Source organism: Kineococcus haloalkalitolerans (genome assembly GCF_050871905.1).
In the GTDB taxonomy this organism is placed as follows: domain Bacteria; phylum Actinomycetota; class Actinomycetes; order Actinomycetales; family Kineococcaceae; genus Kineococcus.
Map to the genome: position 1 here is coordinate 68956 of NZ_JBJLSH010000012.1, position 15693 is coordinate 84648.

The 15693-nt window shown below is 74.6% G+C and carries 14 protein-coding genes; all 14 read right to left on the reverse strand.

The genetic code is table 11. From position 1 onward, the window contains the following. Nucleotides 1–82: 82 nt before the first annotated feature. Nucleotides 83–1072, reverse strand: coding sequence for a methyl-accepting chemotaxis protein (locus ACRYMY_RS07080; RefSeq protein ID WP_432546560.1), 990 nt, complete (start codon nt 1070–1072; stop codon nt 83–85). A gap of 28 nt (nt 1073–1100) precedes the next feature. Next, nucleotides 1101–1469 (reverse strand): response regulator, encoded by a 369-nt coding sequence (locus ACRYMY_RS07085; protein ID WP_432546561.1) that lies wholly within the window; start codon nt 1467–1469, stop codon nt 1101–1103. Then, nucleotides 1466–1753, reverse strand: coding sequence for a hypothetical protein (locus ACRYMY_RS07090; protein WP_432546562.1), 288 nt, complete (start codon nt 1751–1753; stop codon nt 1466–1468). The genes ACRYMY_RS07085 and ACRYMY_RS07090 overlap by 4 nt, the downstream gene beginning before the upstream one ends. After that, nucleotides 1734–4211, reverse strand: coding sequence for a chemotaxis protein CheA (locus tag ACRYMY_RS07095; RefSeq protein WP_432546563.1), 2478 nt, complete (start codon nt 4209–4211; stop codon nt 1734–1736). Before ACRYMY_RS07095 ends, ACRYMY_RS07090 begins: the two co-directional genes overlap by 20 nt. Further along, on the reverse strand, nt 4208–4657 hold the full coding sequence (locus ACRYMY_RS07100; protein WP_432546564.1) for a response regulator: 450 nt from the start codon (nt 4655–4657) through the stop codon (nt 4208–4210). Before ACRYMY_RS07100 ends, ACRYMY_RS07095 begins: the two co-directional genes overlap by 4 nt. Next, a complete protein-coding gene (locus ACRYMY_RS07105) occupies nt 4654–5547 on the reverse strand; it encodes a CheR family methyltransferase (RefSeq protein ID WP_432546565.1) in 894 nt (297 codons plus the stop codon). The genes ACRYMY_RS07100 and ACRYMY_RS07105 overlap by 4 nt, the downstream gene beginning before the upstream one ends. Then, nucleotides 5544–6161: a HEAT repeat domain-containing protein gene (locus ACRYMY_RS07110; protein ID WP_432546566.1), complete on the reverse strand. Its 618-nt coding sequence runs from the start codon at nt 6159–6161 to the stop codon at nt 5544–5546. Before ACRYMY_RS07110 ends, ACRYMY_RS07105 begins: the two co-directional genes overlap by 4 nt. 58 nt (nt 6162–6219) lie before the next feature. Beyond that, nucleotides 6220–7347 (reverse strand): chemotaxis-specific protein-glutamate methyltransferase CheB, encoded by a 1128-nt coding sequence (cheB, locus tag ACRYMY_RS07115; protein ID WP_432546567.1) that lies wholly within the window; start codon nt 7345–7347, stop codon nt 6220–6222. 16 nt (nt 7348–7363) lie between these two features. Beyond that, on the reverse strand, nt 7364–9076 hold the full coding sequence (locus ACRYMY_RS07120; RefSeq protein ID WP_432546568.1) for a chemotaxis protein CheW: 1713 nt from the start codon (nt 9074–9076) through the stop codon (nt 7364–7366). Between the two features lie 26 nt (nt 9077–9102). Next, the gene (locus ACRYMY_RS07125; RefSeq protein ID WP_432546569.1) at nt 9103–11028 is read right to left on the reverse strand and encodes a methyl-accepting chemotaxis protein; all 1926 of its coding nucleotides are present in this window, start codon (nt 11026–11028) and stop codon (nt 9103–9105) included. Nucleotides 11029–11420: 392 nt separating this feature from the next. Then, nucleotides 11421–13013: a methyl-accepting chemotaxis protein gene (locus ACRYMY_RS07130; RefSeq protein WP_432546570.1), complete on the reverse strand. Its 1593-nt coding sequence runs from the start codon at nt 13011–13013 to the stop codon at nt 11421–11423. Between the two features lie 71 nt (nt 13014–13084). Further along, a complete protein-coding gene (locus ACRYMY_RS07135; protein WP_432546571.1) occupies nt 13085–13501 on the reverse strand; it encodes a hypothetical protein in 417 nt (138 codons plus the stop codon). Beyond that, nucleotides 13498–13917 carry a flagellar export chaperone FliS gene (gene fliS / locus ACRYMY_RS07140; RefSeq protein WP_432546572.1) on the reverse strand — a complete coding sequence of 140 codons (420 nt, stop codon included), beginning with the start codon at nt 13915–13917 and terminating at the stop codon, nt 13498–13500. Before fliS ends, ACRYMY_RS07135 begins: the two co-directional genes overlap by 4 nt. Nucleotides 13918–14078: 161 nt before the next feature. Next, complete coding sequence (gene fliD, locus ACRYMY_RS07145; RefSeq protein WP_432546573.1) at nt 14079–15575, reverse strand: flagellar filament capping protein FliD; 1497 nt, start codon at nt 15573–15575, stop codon at nt 14079–14081. Nucleotides 15576–15693: the final 118 nt, after the last annotated feature.

The window sequence follows — 15693 nt, forward strand, 5'->3', positions numbered from 1 at the left end:
GCCCCGGACGGCCGTCGCGGCGCGGACCGGCGCACGCGCAGGGGCCGGTCCCGGGTCGGGACCGGCCCCTGCGGCGGCCGTGTCAGAACAGCTCGATCGCCGCGGTCTGCGCGACCGGGGCCGTCCCCTCGCGCGCCGCGTGCACGGCGCGCTGGCGGTGCGAGACGTAGGAGCCGCGCAGGGCCGCCACAGCGTCGTCCAGCGTGGCCAGCGCCTCGGCGCCGGCGGCGCCGCGCAGGTGGTCGGCCACGGTGCCCAGCTGCCCGCCCAGCTGCGCGAGGGAGGCGACGACGCCCTCGACGGCCTGGCGGGTCATGTCCTGGAACTGCGCCTGCGCGAGCACGGAGGTCGTGCGCACGCCCAGGGACTCCACGGAGGCGGCGATGCGGGCGGCGGCCTCCTGCGTGCCGTGGACGCTGGCGGACAGCGCCTCGGCGGCCTGGTGCTGGGCGGCGGCGATGCCCTCCAGGCGGGCGTTGATGGCCTCGGAGCTGCTGCCGCCGGCGCCGTCACCGCTGCCGAGGCGGTCCTCCATGAGCTGGGTGACGCGGGTGATGCCGGCGCGGACGCTGCTGGCGGCCTGCGCGGACTGCCGCGACAGCTCGCGGACCTCGTCCGCCACGACGGAGAACCCCTCCCCCGCGTCCCCGGCGCGCACGGCCTCGATCTTGGCGTTGAGGGCCAGGATCGTGGTGGCGTGCGCGACGGCGGCGATGGCGTCGACCTCGCGGTCCAGGGCGCGGACCTCGCCGACCAGGTCGAGCACGGCCCGGTCGCGGTCGGTGACCAGCTGGACGAGCTCCTCGACCTCGGCGGCGTTGGAGCTGGTGGTCCTGGCCACCTGCAGGGCGCCGTCCTCGCTGCGCTGCAGCAGCTCGCGGGTCAGGCCGCTGAGGGCCTCGACCTCGGCGTCGACCTGCTGCACCTCGGACATGACGCCGAAGGCGGCCTCCTCGGTGCCGGTGACGACGTCGCCGAGCTGGTCGGACAGGACGTCGATCAGCTCGCGGGAGCGGCCGAGCACCTCGGCGGACGCCTCGCGGTCGACCACCGGTCCTGCGGGTTCCTCCACGGCGCGTCCCTTCGTGAACCAGGACACCTCAGGCGCCCGGGACGACCTGGCGGACGACCGTCAGGAGCGCGTCCGGCTGCACGGGCTTGACGAGCCAGCCGGTCGCGCCGGCGGCCTTGGCCTCGTCGCGCTTGGTCTGCTCCGACTCGGTCGTGAGCATGAGGATGGGGGTGAAGCGCAGGCCCGCGCGGCGGGCCTCGCGCACGAAGCTGATGCCGTCCAGGCGCGGCATGTTGACGTCGCTGATGACGAGGTTGGGCTTCAGGCCGCCCTTGATGCGGTCCAGGGCCTCCTGGCCGTCCGCGGCGGTCTCCACGTCGATGCCGGCCTTCGTCAGGACGGACTTGATGCTCATCAGCATGGTGGGCGAGTCGTCGACCAGCATCACAGTGGTCATGGTGCAACCTCTTCGAGGACAACGGGGTGGGGAGCGGGGACGTCGGGCGCGGCGGCGAGCAGCGGCAGCACCCAGGCCCTGAGGAAGGGATCGGCAGGAGCCGCGCACACCTTGACCCGGGCGGCCAGGACCGCCTGCAGCGCAGCGGTGTGCAGGTGGTCGCAGGAGGCCAGGTCGAGCTGCGCGCCGGGGTTCTGGCGCAGCCAGCCGGCCAGCGGCTCGGCCTCGTCGACGGTGACGGTCCCGGACAGGACCGCGGTGCTCTCAGCGAAGTGCAGCGGCACGGGAGTTCAGCTCCTTGACGTCGAGGACCAGCAGGACGAGGCCGTCGCCCAGCAGGGCGGTGCCGCAGTAGCCGGGCGTGCCGGCCAGGAACCCCTCGAGGGGCTTGAGGATCACGTCGGTGTTCTGGTGGAAGCGGTCGACGACGAGCCCGAGGGGCCCGGTGGGGGTGCGCACGACGAGCACGTTCAGCGCACCGGTGCCCGTCCCCGCCCCGGCGCCGAGGAGGGCGCCGAGGTCGACCAGCGGCACGACGTCGTCGCGCAGGGCCAGGACGGGACGGCCGGCGACGTGGCTGACGTCGGCGCGGTCGACGCGCACGGTCTCCACGACGTCGTCGAGGGGGACGCCGAAGCGCTGCCCGCCGGCGGTGATGAGCAGGACGCGCGAGACCGCCATCGTCAGCGGCAGCCGCAGCCGGACGGTCAGACCCTCACCGCGGCGGTTGGTGGTGCTGACGGAACCGCCCAGGCGCTCGATGGAGCTGCGCACGGCGTCCATGCCGACCCCGCGGCCGGAGACGTCGGAGATGACCTCGGCGGTGGAGAACCCGGGCGCGAAGACGAGCGCGGCGGCGTCCTCCTCCGACAGCGTCTCCAGGGCCGCCTCGTCGATGAGCCCGCGCTCGTAGGCCTTGCGCCGCACGGCGTCGGTGTCGATGCCGCGGCCGTCGTCGACGATCTCCACGAGCACGGCGTCGCCGTCGGGGGCCGCGCGCAGCGTCAGGGTCGCCTCGGCGGGCTTGCCGGCGGCCTCGCGCTCGTCGGGCGTCTCGATCCCGTGGTCGAGGCTGTTGCGGACCAGGTGCACGAGCGGCTCGGTGAGCATCTCGATGACGTCCTTGTCGGCCGCCGTCTCCTCGCCCTCCTGCACCAGGCGCACCCGCTTGCCCAGCTTGCGCGACAGGTCGCGCACCAGGCGCGGCGCGCGGGCGAAGGCCGTGGACACGGGCAGCATGCGCACGTCCATGACGGCCTGCTGCAGCTCCTCGCTGACGCGGCTGATGACGGCGTACTCGTCCATGACGCGGCGGGCCAGGGCGCGCGAACCGGCGTCCTCGGCCTCCTGCGCCACGAACGGCAGGGCGTTCTTGGCGACGACGAGCTCGCCGACGAGGTCGAGCAGCTGGTCGACCTTGCCCTGCTCGACCTTCAGCACGCGGGAGGCGCGGGAGGCCTCCTCGCCGGCGTGCTCCGGCTCACCGGTCGCCTCCCGGGCGGTGGCGGTGGCGGCGGCGTTGGCGGGGGCGGTGGTGGCGGGGGCGGTGGTGGCGGGGGCGGTGGTGGCCGCCGGGGCCGCGGCGACCTCGCGCACCGGGTCCTCGTGGTCCGGTGCCGGGTCGGGGGCGGCCGGGGACGAGGTGGCGGTCGTGCGGGCGGTGAGCTCGACGATCCACCCGGCCAGGGCACCGGAGTCGCCGGTGGCCGCGAAGCGCCGCAGCGCCTCCTCGCCGTCGCCGGTGTCCTCGCCGGCGGCGGCCGCCACGCGCAGCGCCACCTCGCCGGCGGCGCGGGTGCGGGCGGCGTCGCCGCCGTCGGTGGCCAGCAGCCGGCACTGCGCCTGCAGGAGCAGCACGTGCAGGGGGTCGGCGGTGCCGCCGCCGGTGGGGGCACCGGGTGCGGGGTCGCCGGCGGGCGCCTGCGCGGGGCCGCCGTCGAGCAGGCGGGCCAGGTTCGCGGCGCCGACCTCGGCGACCTGGACCTGGTCGGGCACGTAGCGGAACACGTGCGCGACCTCGCCGGTCGCGGCGCGGGTCAGCGCGGTGAACTGCAGGACGCACTCGTACTCGTCGACCTCGTCGATGCCGCCGAGGGGGTCCGGGGCGCTGATGCGCAGCGACTCCAGGGCGGGGACCTGGCGCAGCAGGTGCAGCGGGTCCTCGCCGCGGAAGAAGCAGGCGGCGTCCGGTTCGTAGCGCACGGCGCGCAGGGTCGCGCCGGTGGTCTCCAGCCAGCTGCGCAGCTGCCGCAGCGGTTCCTCGCCCACGGCCAGGACCCACGCGGGCAGGTCGGCGGCGGCCGCGGGCGCTGCCGCCGCGGGAGCGCTGCCGGCGGTGGCACCGGCGGGCGCGGGCTCGCCGAGCCAGGAGCGCAGCAGGGCCGCCTGCGTGTCGGCCTCACGGCCGGCGTCGGCGGGAGCCGACCCGGTGGCCTCGATGACGGGCATCCAGCGGCGCACGGTGTCGAACGCCCACAGGAGGGCGTCGGTCATCTCGGGCGTGAGGCCGAGCTTCCCGGCGCGCACGGCGTCCAGGAGGTCCTCGGCGGCGTGGGTCAGCCGCGTCAGGTCGGGCAGGTCGAACAGCCCGGAGGAACCCTTGAAGGTGTGCGCGGCGCGGAACACCGCGTTGACGAGGTCGGCGTCGGCGGGGTCCTGCTCCAGGCGCAGCAGACCCTCGTCGACGTCGGCGAGCAGGTCGGCGGACTCGGCGACGAACTGGGCGAGGAGGGGGTTGGTCACGACCGGCTCCCGGACGGCAGGGGCGACGTCAGCAGCTCCGCCACCGCGCCCAGCAGGGCGGGGGCGACGGGCTTGACGAGGTACAGGTTGGCGCCGGCGCGGTAGGCGGCGTCGGCGTCCGCCTCCTGCGACTCGGTGCTGATGGTGACGACGGGGCAGGAGGGGGCCAGAGCCTCGGCGCGCAGGCGGCGCACGAGCTCGTAGCCGTCCATCTGCGGCATGTTGACGTCGACGACGACGAGGTCGAAGGCGGCGCCGAGGAGGAGCTCCAGGGCCTCGAAGCCGTTGCCGGCCTCGTGGACGGTGAACCCGGCGGCGCGCAGGACACCGCCGTGGTACATCCGGACGGTCGGCGCGTCGTCGACGACGAGGGCGTGCCGGCCGGGCCCGAGGTCGGCCAGGTCGATCGGGTCCGTCGGGTCGTGCTGCTCGGGGGGCTCGTTCACGGGGTGGCTCCGATCGCGGGCCGCCGGTAGACGATGCCCTCAGGGAGGCGGACGGGGTCGAAGATCGGCGAGATGCGGCTCATGGACTCGGAGTGCCCGAGGAAGAGGTAGCCGCCCGGCCGCAGGGCACCGAAGAGGTTCTCCGCGGCGCGGCGGGCGGACACCTCGTCGAAGTAGATGAGGACGTTGCGGCAGAACACGACGTCGAACTGCCGGAACGCGCGCATGGCGGTGGTGTCGCACAGGTTGGCGGTGGTGAACTCGATGGCCTCGCGCACGTCGGCGACGACCCGGTACCGCTCGGCGCCGGCCGGTTCGAAGAACCTGCTGCGCCACGCGGGCGGGACGCGGTGCATGGAGCGCGGCCCGTACTCGGCGGCGCGGGCCTGGTCCAGGACGCGGGTGTCGATGTCGGCGGCGACGACCTCGACGTCGACCTCGTCCAGCTCGGGCCAGTCGGCGACCAGCCGCATGGCGATGGAGTAGGGCTCCTCCCCCGTCGAGCAGGGGACGCTGAGGACGCGCACCGGGCTGCGGTCGCGGTCGGCGCGCCGCTGGGCGAGCACGCGCGGCAGCACGCTGTGCACGAGGGCGTCGAACTGGTGGTCCTCGCGCAGGAAGTACGTCTCGTTGACGGTGAGCTCGTTGACGAGGACCTGCGCCAGGCGCTCGTCCCCGCCGCGCAGCGCGGCGAACCACGCGGCGAAGTCCTTGCCGTGGGCGCGCACGCAGGTGGTGACGCGCTTGTCGACGAAGTAGCGCTTGTTGTCGCCGAACTGGATGCCGGTGCGCCGGTACACCCACTCGCGCACGCGGGCGAACTGCGCGTCGGTGAGCAGGTCACCGGCCGCGGTGCCGGTGCGGGCGGGCGTCCCCGCGGGGACGCTCACCGCCCGCCCGCCGGCAGGCCGGCGAGGAAGCCCAGGTAGGGGTTGGCGGGGAACCGCTGCGCGGCGGCGCCGGCGAGCCGGCCGGCGGTGTCCTCGTCGAGCAGCTGGGCGGCGTCGACGGCGGCGGCCACGACGTTCTCGTCGCCGTCGCGGTCCACGACGGCCTCCAGCCACGCGCCCACGCGGGCGTGGGGCAGGCTGCTGAGGACCATCACGGCCAGCGTGCGCACGCGCACGTCGTCGTCGGCGAGCAGGTCGTCCACGACGGCCGCGGCCCCGCGCGGCATGGTCTGCAGGGCGACGACGACGGCGTTGCGCACGGCGGCGTCGTCGTCGCCCAGCAGCGCGGCCAGCGAGCGCGCCACCCCGGCGGTGTCGTGCTCGGCGACGCCGGTCAGCAGCGCGTCGCGGACGGCGGGCACGGACTCGGTGCGCACGGCGGCCAGCAGCGCCGGCAGGGCGTCCTCGTCGTCGGCCAGGTCGAGCGCGGCGCGGCGGCGGGCCTCGGGGTCGGCGTCGTGCAGCTGGGCCAGCAGGCCCGCGCGGTCGCGGGCGTGCTCGCGCCGGTCCGCGTCGGGGGCGCCCTGCTCGGGCGACCGCTTGACCAGGCCCATGGGGCTCTCCTCGGGGTGTCTCGTGGTGCGGGGGTGCTGAGGGGTGTCGGGGGGTGTCTCAGACCCAGCCGGTGAGCTGGGCGGTGATCTGGTCGGCGGGCAGGACGCGGGTGGCGCCGCCGCGCGCGACGAGCTGGCCGGGCATCCCCCACACGACGGCGGACTCCTCGGACTCGGCGATGGTGCGCCCGCCGCGGGCGTGCAGCTCGGTCATGGCCTGCGCGCCGTCGTCGCCCATGCCGGTGAGCAGGACGCCGACGGTGCGGCGGGGGTCGACGACCTCCAGCGCGCTGGTGACCAGCCGGTCGACGCTGGGGTGCCAGCGGTAGCCGGCCCCGGCCGGGGCGGGCCGGGCGACGAGCCCGCCGCCGCGGCGGGCCAGGACCAGGTCGGCGTCGCCGCGGGCGACGTAGACCCGGCCGGGCAGGACGGGCACCAGGGCGGTGACCTCCTGCACCGGCAGCGGGCAGGCGGCGTCCAGGCGCGCGGCCAGCGCCCCGGTGAAGGAGGCCGGCATGTGCTGGGCGACGACGACGGGGGCGCTGAAGTCCGCCGGCAGGGCGGAGAACAGCGCCGACAGCAGCGCGGGCCCGCCCGTGCTGGAACCGACGACGACCAGGTCGGTGCTGCCGGTGCTGCCGGTGCCGCGGGTGCCGCCGCCGGCCGCCGCGGCCCCGGCGCGCGCCGGGGCACCGTCGCGGCGGCGGGGACCGGCGGCGTGCGCCTCCTCCCGCTGCCGGCGCAGCCGCGCGGTCAGGGAACCGCCGGCGCGGACCCGGGCGCGGGCGGCGCGGACGACCTTGCGCACCAGCTCGTCGGCCACCTCGGCCATGTTCAGCGAGACGGTGCCGCCGGGCTTGGCGACGTAGTCGACCGCGCCCAGCTCCAGCGCCTCCAGGGTGACCAGGGCCCCCCGCTCGGTGATGGAGGAGACCATCACCACGGGCACGGGGTGCTCGGCCATGATGCGCGACAGGCACGTCAGCCCGTCCATGACGGGCATGTTGACGTCGAGGGTGACGACGTCGGGCCGCTCGCGCGGGATGGCCTCGAGGGCGTCCTCGCCGTTGCGGGCGAGGACGACCTCGACGGGGCCGGAGCCGTCGACGTCACCGGCGGCGGTGAGCATCGAGGACAGGGCCTTGCGCATGAGGGCGGAGTCGTCGACGACGAGGACCTTCACCACCGGACGGCTCCCCCGCTCACGCCGCGTCCGCCGCGGCGGGGACCTCCTCGACCAGGCGCGCGACCTGCTCGCCACCCAGCAGCTGGCCGGGTTCGAGGACGAGCAGCATGCGGTCCTGGTGCGGGAGGTTGGCGACGCGGGTGACGACCTCGGCCTGCTCCGGGGACAGCTCGGGAGCCGCCTCCAGGTCGGCGCCGCCGACCCGCAGGACCTCCGCGACGGAGTCCACGACGAACCCCGTGCGCACGCCGCGGATGATGAGCACCACGATGCGCTGGCGCTCGTCGCGGGCGCTGCGGTCCAGGCCGAGGCGGGTGCGCAGGTCGACCACGGGCAGCACGGCGCCGCGCAGGTTGACCAGGCCCTCGACGAAGTCGAGGGTGCGCGGGACCCGCACCAGCGTCTCGGGGACGCGGATGATCTCCTGCACGGCGTCGACCGCCACGCAGTACTCCTCGCCCTGCAGGCGGAACACGACGAGCAGCTCGTCGTCCCCGCGGCCGTCGTCGCTCACGTCGTCCCCCTCCTCCAGGTCCGCACCGGCTCGGGTGCGGGCACCGCCGGGTCCGGCGGCGGTCAGGTCGTCCAGGTCGCCGACGTCGACGAGCGAGTCGGCGGACAGGACGGACACCAGGCGCTTGCCGTCCTCCAGCCGGCACACCGACTCCACCTCGCGGCAGGTGCCGCCGCCGGAGACGACGTGCGGCAGGGCGCCGACGAGGGCCGCGGGCACCCGCAGCACCTCGCGGACGGTGTCCATGACGACGCCGACGAGGGACTCGCGGCCCTCGCGCTCGACGGTCACGACGACGATGCGGTTGTTGGCCGCCAGCGGCGGCACCTCCAGCCCGAACACCTGGCGCAGGCTGACGACGGGCAGCAGCCCGCCGCGCAGGTCCATGACGCCCAGGACGCGCGCGGCGGCGTTGGGCACCGCGGTGACGCGCTCGGGGGCCTGGACGATCTCCTGCACGCGGTCGATGGGCAGCGCGTACTCCTGCCCGTCGACGGCGAAGCTGACCAGCTCCAGGGTGTCGGAGGTGTCCTCCTCCCCCGCGCCGGCCGCCGGCGCCCAGCCGGTGCTGGAGCGGGTGGCGGCGGCGCGCCGGGCCAGGACGGCGAACTCGGTGGCCACCAGGCGCTGGACGTCCAGGACGGTCGTCATGCGCGCGGCGGCGTGGGCGCCCTTGCCGGGCGGGGGCTTGAGGACCCCGGCCAGCAGTTCCGAGCGCACCGTGGCCTGCACGCCCTCGGCGCTCTCCACCTGCCCGGGCTCGACGGAGACGACCGCGGTGACGCGGTCGACGACGAGGCCGAGGGTGGCCCCGGCGGCCTCGACGACGACGACGCGGGTGGCCTCGGTGTGCTCGGCGTCGCCCAGGCCGCAGCAGCGGCGCAGGCTGACGACGGGCAGGACGCGCCCGCGCAGGTTGGCCAGGCCCTCCAGGGCCGCCGGCCCCAGGGGGACGCGGATCAGCTCAGGGACGCGGATGATCTCCTGCACGCGCTCCATCTGCAGCGCGTACGCCTCGCCGGCCATCTCGAAGGTGACGTAGTCGTCGTCCTCCTCCTCGCCGGCGACCTCGCCGGGGAGTTCCTCCCCGGCGGGGGCGGGGCGCTGGCCGGGCAGCCGCGCCCCGTCGTTCGTCTCCACCCCGGTGACCTCGTCGAGGTCGCCGGGGGTGGAGGGGGCCACGTCGTGCGTGGCCTCGCTCGTGGTCTCGCTCACGGCGCTCCTCCGGGGGACGTGGGTGCTCAGGGCTGCTGCAGCTCGTCGGCCAGCGCGGCGATCTCCTCGATCGCCGTCGCCAGCTCCTCGGCGCCCGTGCTCTGCTGGCGGGCGGCCGCGGAGGCCTGGGTGCTGAGCGTGTCGGCCTGGTTGGCGGCGGCGGAGATCTGGTCCAGGCTCGTCTTGACCTGCCCGAGGGCGGCGGCGATCTCCTGCGAGGCCGCGCGCACCTGCTCGTTGCCGCTGCGCACGGCGCCCATGTCGCGCTCGACCTCGACGAGGCGGGCGGTGCTCGCCTTGGCGCGCTCGACCTCCACGAGGGCCTGGCGGGAGGTCTCCTCCAGGTCCGCGCGCACGGCGACGATGCGGTCCTGGACCTCCTTGACGAGGTCCTTGATGCGCTCGGCGTTGTCGGCGGAGTCGCGGGCCAGGTTGCGGATGTCGGTGGACACGACCGCGAAGCCCTTGCCGTACTCGCCGGCGCGGGCGGACTCCACGGACCCGTTAACGGCCAGCATGTTCGTCTGGATGGAGACGTTGGCGATGGCGTCGACGATCTTGTCGATCTTGCGGGAGACGATCTCCAGCTCGACGACCTGCTTGACGCTGTCCTTGGCCGCGGCCGAGGCGGTCGAGATCGCGGTGATCATCGCGTCGACGGCGGTCTTGTTGACCCCCAGCTGGGCGATCATCTCGTCGGCCTTCTCCACGGCCGTGCCGGCGCGGGACTCGGCGAGCTGGGCGCCCTGCTCGATCTGGTTCAGGGCGCTGGAGGACTCCTGCGTCTTGGTGGACTGCGCCTGCGCGCCCTGGCTGATCTCGGTGATGGCCTGGGAGATCTGGGTGGCGGCGCGGTTGATCTCCTCGGCGGCGGCGGCCAGCTCCTCGGCGGCGGCGGCGACCTCCTCGGCGGACTTGCCGATGTCGGCGGAGCCGCGCAGCTCGTCGGCGATCTCCGACAGCTGCTCGGAGGCCCGCTCGCTCTGCTGCAGCGCGGCGCCCTGCTGGTCGACGGTCTGCAGGACCTCCTCGGCCGCGGCGGACTGCTGCTCGGCGGCGGCGGCGATCTCCTCGGCGCGCAGCTGCGCGTCCTGGGAGGCCTTCTCCGCCTGCGTCGCGGCGGAGGCGATCTCGCCGGCGCCGTCGAGGATGACGACCATGTCGCCGCGGATCTGGGCGAGCTGGGCGGTGATGGCGCGGCCCTTCTCCACCTCGCCGCGGGAGGTCTCGGCCGAGGCCTGCACGCCCTCGGCGACGGCGGTGACGCCGCTGCGGATGGAGTCGATGAGCTCGCGGATCTGGCTGGCGGAGCGCTCGGAGGTCTCGGCGAGGGTGCGGACCTCGTCGGCGACGACGGCGAAGCCCTTGCCGTGCTGGCGGGCGCGGGCGGCCTCGATGGCGGCGTTGAGGGCCAGCAGGTTCGTCTGGTCGGCGATGCGCGCGACGGCGGCGACGATGGTGCCGATCTCCTCGGCCTGCTTCTCCAGCTCGGTGATCGTCTCGACCGAGGCGGTCTGGCGGTCGGCGGCCTCGCTGACGTTGGAGACCAGGCTGCTGATGCCCTCGGCGGTCTCGCCGAGCAGGGCCTGCAGCGTCGTGGTCGTCTCGCGCACGCGCTGGCTGGTCTGCTGCTGCACGCTGATGCTGGCGGCGACCTGGTTCGTGGCGGCCAGCGACTCCTGGGTGGCGCCCGAGGCCTCCTCGGCGCCGGCGGCGATCTGCTGCATGGCGTCGCGCAGCTGGCGCGAGGCCTCGGCGGACTGCGTGGTCTGCGCGGACAGCTCGGTGGTGGCCGCGGCGATGCGCTCGGCGGCCTGCTGCTGCTTGGCGACGGTGCGGGCGCGGCGGCGCGCCTCGTCGGACTCGCGCGCGTCCTTGCGCGTGGCCGGGGCGGCGGGCGCGGTGCGGGCGGCGGGGACGGCGGCGGAGACGCCGTTCTTCGTGAGGGGCATGGAGACCGGCTTCCTGCGAGCGGGGTGTCGGGTCCCGCGACGGTGCCGGTGGTGGCGGGTGGCGCGGGTTCTAGATGTGCTTCGGACACGAGCGGCCCCCGCTTGAGAGGGACTTCCGGCCCGGGTGGATCACCGGCGGGCGCTCTCGGGCAGGGACGACGGAGCGCCCGGCAGGGGCTCGTGGCACCTGCCGGGCGCTGTGCTCGGTGTCTGCGCTGGGTGTCTACGCGGTCCGTCGTGCCGCGGGTTCCTCCCCCGTCGACCGCCCGCACCCCTCTCCCCCGCGGTGATCATGGACGGGTGAGCGTTCCCCCATCCATGATCAGCGTGATCTTGCTGGGTTTCCCTGCAAGATCACGGGGAGGGGTGCGGTGGGTCGGTGGTGGCGGGGTTCAGCGGGGCAGGGTGAAGGAGGCCACCAGGTCGTTCAGCTCGGCCGCCGCGCGCGAGACCTCCCCAGCGGTCTGGGCGGTCTGGGTGGCCCCCGAGGTCGTCTGGTCCGCGCTGGCGGCGATCCCGGAGATGTTCGTGGCGATCTCCTGGCTGCCGGTGGAGACCTCGGTGACGTTGCGGACCATCTCGCTCGTGGTCGCCGACTGCTCCTCCACCGCCGCGGCGATCGTGGCCTGCAGGCCGTCGATGCGGGCGATCACCTCGGTGATCTCGCTGATCGCCCCGGCCGCCGCGGAGGCGTCGGCTTGGGTGGCGTTCACCCGCGCCACGATCTCCTCGGTGGCCCGCGCGGTCTGCTGCGCCAGCTCCTTGACCTCCCCGGCGACCACCGCGAAGCCCTTGCCGGCGTCCCCGGCGCGGGCGGCCTCGATGGTCGCGTTCAGCGCCAGCAGGTTGGTCTGCTCGGCGATGGAGGTGATCAGCTTGACCACGTCCCCGATCTCGCGGGAGGAGGCCGACAGGCGCTCCAGGGTCTGCCCCGCGCTGGTCGCGGCGCTGACGGCGGAGGCCGCGGTGGAGGAGGCCTCGGAGGTGGAGGTGGCGATCTCACGGATCGCCGAGGTCATCTGCTCCCCGGCCGCGGCCACGGTCCCGATGTTCGCGCTGATCTCCTCCGTCGCGGCGGAGACGACCTGGGACTGGGTGGCCGACTCCTCCGCCCCGGAGGACAGCTGGGTGGCCACCGCCGACAGCTCCTCGCTGGAGGCGGCCAGGGTGGTCGAGGAGTCGGCGATGCGGCGCATCGTGCCCGTCAGCTTGTCCATGGTGGCGTCCACCGCGGCGGCCAGCTGGCCGACCTCGTCGGCGCAGGTGTAGTCCACCCGCTGGTCCAGGCGGCCACCGGCCAGGCCCTCCACCACCGTCAGCGTGCGGGCCAGCGGGCCGGCGACCGAGCGGGAGATGAGGACGGCGACGGCGATCGCGAACGCGAGGGCCGCCGCACCGGCGATCAGCAGCAGCGTGACCGCCGTGTGGTAGGCCGACGAGCCCTGCGCGGCGATGTCCGTGGCGGCCTGGGACTCGACCTCGGCGAGGGTGTCGAGGAGGGCGTCCACCTCCAGGGCGATCGGGGTGGTCGTGGCGGCGCGCTTCTCGATGAAGCCCTGCGTGTCGCCGGCCACGGCCAGCGGGATCAGCGCCTCGCGGCCCTGGCGGTAGTCGGCGAGCAGGCCGGCGAAGCGGTCGCGCTCGGCGGCCGGGGCGGCGGGCTGGCTGGCGAGGTACGCGGCCCAGGCCTGGTCGAGGGCCTCGTCGGTCTCGACGATCTTCGCCTCGGCCTTGGCGATCTCGTCGGCGCCCTCGACCATGACGAGGTTGGCCAGGTCCAGGCGGGTCTGGACGTAGTCGGCGCGGACGAGCTCGACGTTCTGGACGGAGCCGAGGCCGTTGACGGCCATGGCCTCCAGGGTGCGCTGGGAGGTGCCCAGCTTGACGATGCCGAGCGCGACGACCGCGGTCAGCAGGAGGCAGACGACGCCGAACCCGGCGAACAGCTTGGTGGCGACGCGCAGGTCGCGCAGACGGGAGAGCATGGTCACCTGTTCGGCTCAGTATCTAGAGGACTTGAGGGCGGCGGGCCGGGACCTCCGGCCCTGAGGGGCGCCTACAGGGCGCGGTCGACGAACACCGGCGGGCGCTCGGCGCGGTCCAGCTTGGCCAGGGCGCGCCGCTGCGAGCGGGTCTGCACCATGGCCTCCGCCAGGCGCTCGCTGACGTCGAGCTGACGCTGCAGCAGCTCGCGGGCGAGCTCGGCGAACTCCGCCGGCACGGGGCCCAGCAGGGCGGGCGCGACCCAGTCGCGGGCGGGCGGCGCCTCGGGCGCCTCGTCGTCGCTGTGCAGACGCTCGATGAGGCGCTCGGCGGCGGCGACGTCCAGCTCCACGGCGCGCAGCGCGGCGCTCCAGGCCGTGCGCCAGGGGTCTTCAGCCGGGGCGGGAGGCACGGGCACCGAGGTGGGCGCGGCCTCGAGGAGCTCGGCCAGTTCGGGCGGCGCCTCGGCCAGGTGGCGGGCCGGTGTCACGCGACACCGTGGCCGGCGGCCGGAGCGCCCGCGAGGTGCTCCAGGGCCGCCTGCCGCCACGCCTCCGCGAGGGGCTCGACGGTCTCGGTGCGGCAAGTCGCGGTGCGCGCGGCGTCGCCGCTGAGGTTGGCGGCCACGAGCTCCTTGACGAGCCAGGTGTAGAGGGCGCGCAGGCCCGGCCCGCCGTCCCACGCCGTCACGTCCAGGCTGGCCTGCAGCTCGTGGACGATGTCCTGGGCGTGGACGAGGTTGACGTGCGCCGTCTCGCGGTCGCCGGCCAGCTGCGCCTGCTCGGCGCGCTGCAGGTCCAGCACGAGGCGGTCGTACAGCATGACGAGGAGCGTGGCCGGGCTCGCCGTGGCGAGACTGTCACCGAGGTAGCGGTTGGCGTTCCGGCCGAACGTCGTCGTGGTCATGCGGTGGTCCTCCGTGGTGTCGGGGAGTGCTGGCTCTCCATCGGCGGCGAGAGGCCTTTCCTCAGCGTCTCTCCGACGGTTTCCGGTGTTCACCCGGAAGGCGGCGGGGAACGACGAAGGCCGGGGAGAGCGCACGCTCTCCCCGGCCTCCTGGGTATTGCTCAGTCCCTGCTGTAGCTCGGCAGACTGCCGAGCTGACCGGCCAGCCACGAGGACTGGCTCTGCAGCTTGCCCAGCTGGACCTCCAGCGCCGCGTAGTACTTCTGGTACCGCACCTTCTTCTGCGCCAGCCGCTGGTCCTGCTCGGCGATCCGGGCCGTGAGGTCCTTGATCGTCGACTCCTGGCCGGTGACGGCCGAGCGCAGGATGCCGTCGGTGCTCGCGCCGGTGAGCTTGAGGTCACCGACGGCGGTCACCGTGACCGCCCGCAGGCGCTCGGCCAGGCCCTCGACGCCCGTGATCCCGGCCGAGGCCGGCGACACGAGCTTCTGGACAGCGGCCGGGTCCTTGGCGTGGGCGGAGAGGAAGGTGCTCTCCGTGAAGGTGAGCGCACCCTCCCGCGTGGACTGGACGCCCACCTCCGCTGCGGACCGCGTGCCGCCGAGCGCGGTCGTCACCGCGCTCATCACCTGCTGCTGCAGCGACCGCAGGGTGCTGTCGCCTCGCAGGACACCACCACCGGTGACCGACCCGTTGGCGTTGGTGACGCCGGCCCGGGTCTGGAGGGCGATGTCCGACAGGACGGCGTTCGCCGCGTCGACGAGCGCCTTGACGGAGCTCGCCACAGCCTTCGGGTCGCTCGCCACGGTGATGCTGGACGTCTTGCCCTTCGCCGCCTCGGACACGGTGATGGACAACCCGGGGACGACGTCGCCGAAGGTGTTGCTGCCGGAGGTCAGCGTCCCCAGGGAGACTCCGCCGGCGGTGAGCTCGATCCGGGCGTCGGCCGCCGGCACGCCCTGGGCGAAACCGGCGTTGCCTGCGGTCTCGTCGATGCTGCCGTACGCGGTGCCGTACGTCCCCGCCGCGCCGGACGTCGCCGTCGCGCCGTTCGCGGCCTTGACCACCTTGAAGTCACCGCCGGACGAACCGGTCCCGGTGGAGGTGATCTGGAGGCGGTACTCGTTGCTGCTGACGCGGATCGCGACGGCGCGCAACCCCATGCCCTCCGCCTTGTTGACCGCGTCGACCACGGCGCTGAGGGTGCCGGACGTCGGCGCGATCGTGACGTACGAGCCGTCGGGCTTCACGATGTCGAACGGCACGTGCGGCAGGCTCGAGGTGATCTTGCCGGTCGAGTCCGTCGTCAGGGCGCTGCTGGTGACGGAGCGCCCGCTCGCCGCCTGGGTGACGGTGACGCTGAACGCTCCCGGCAGGACGGAGCCGGTCGTCGCCACGGAGACACCCTCCTGCGAGGACGTCGCCGTGGCCGGCGACCACGCGGTCGCCTTCTGCAGGTTGTCGGCCGCCGTCTGCAGCGCCGCCATCTTCGCGTTGACGGACTGGTAGGCGGTGACCTTCAGCTGGGCGGCGCTGACACCGCTCTGCAGCCGCGTCTTGACGCTCGAGTCGACGGCGATGAGCTGGTTGACGATGGAACTGGTGTCGAGGCCGCTGATGAGACCGTCAACGGTCGACGATGAGACGGTCGTGGACATCACGGCCCCCCTCTTCTGTCATGGTGCCTCGTGATACGGGCGTAGGCGGGGGGCACCGGGTCACCGGTGCCCACCGCCTGGTGAGGAACGACTAGCCGAGGCTGGTCGACCTCGAGGT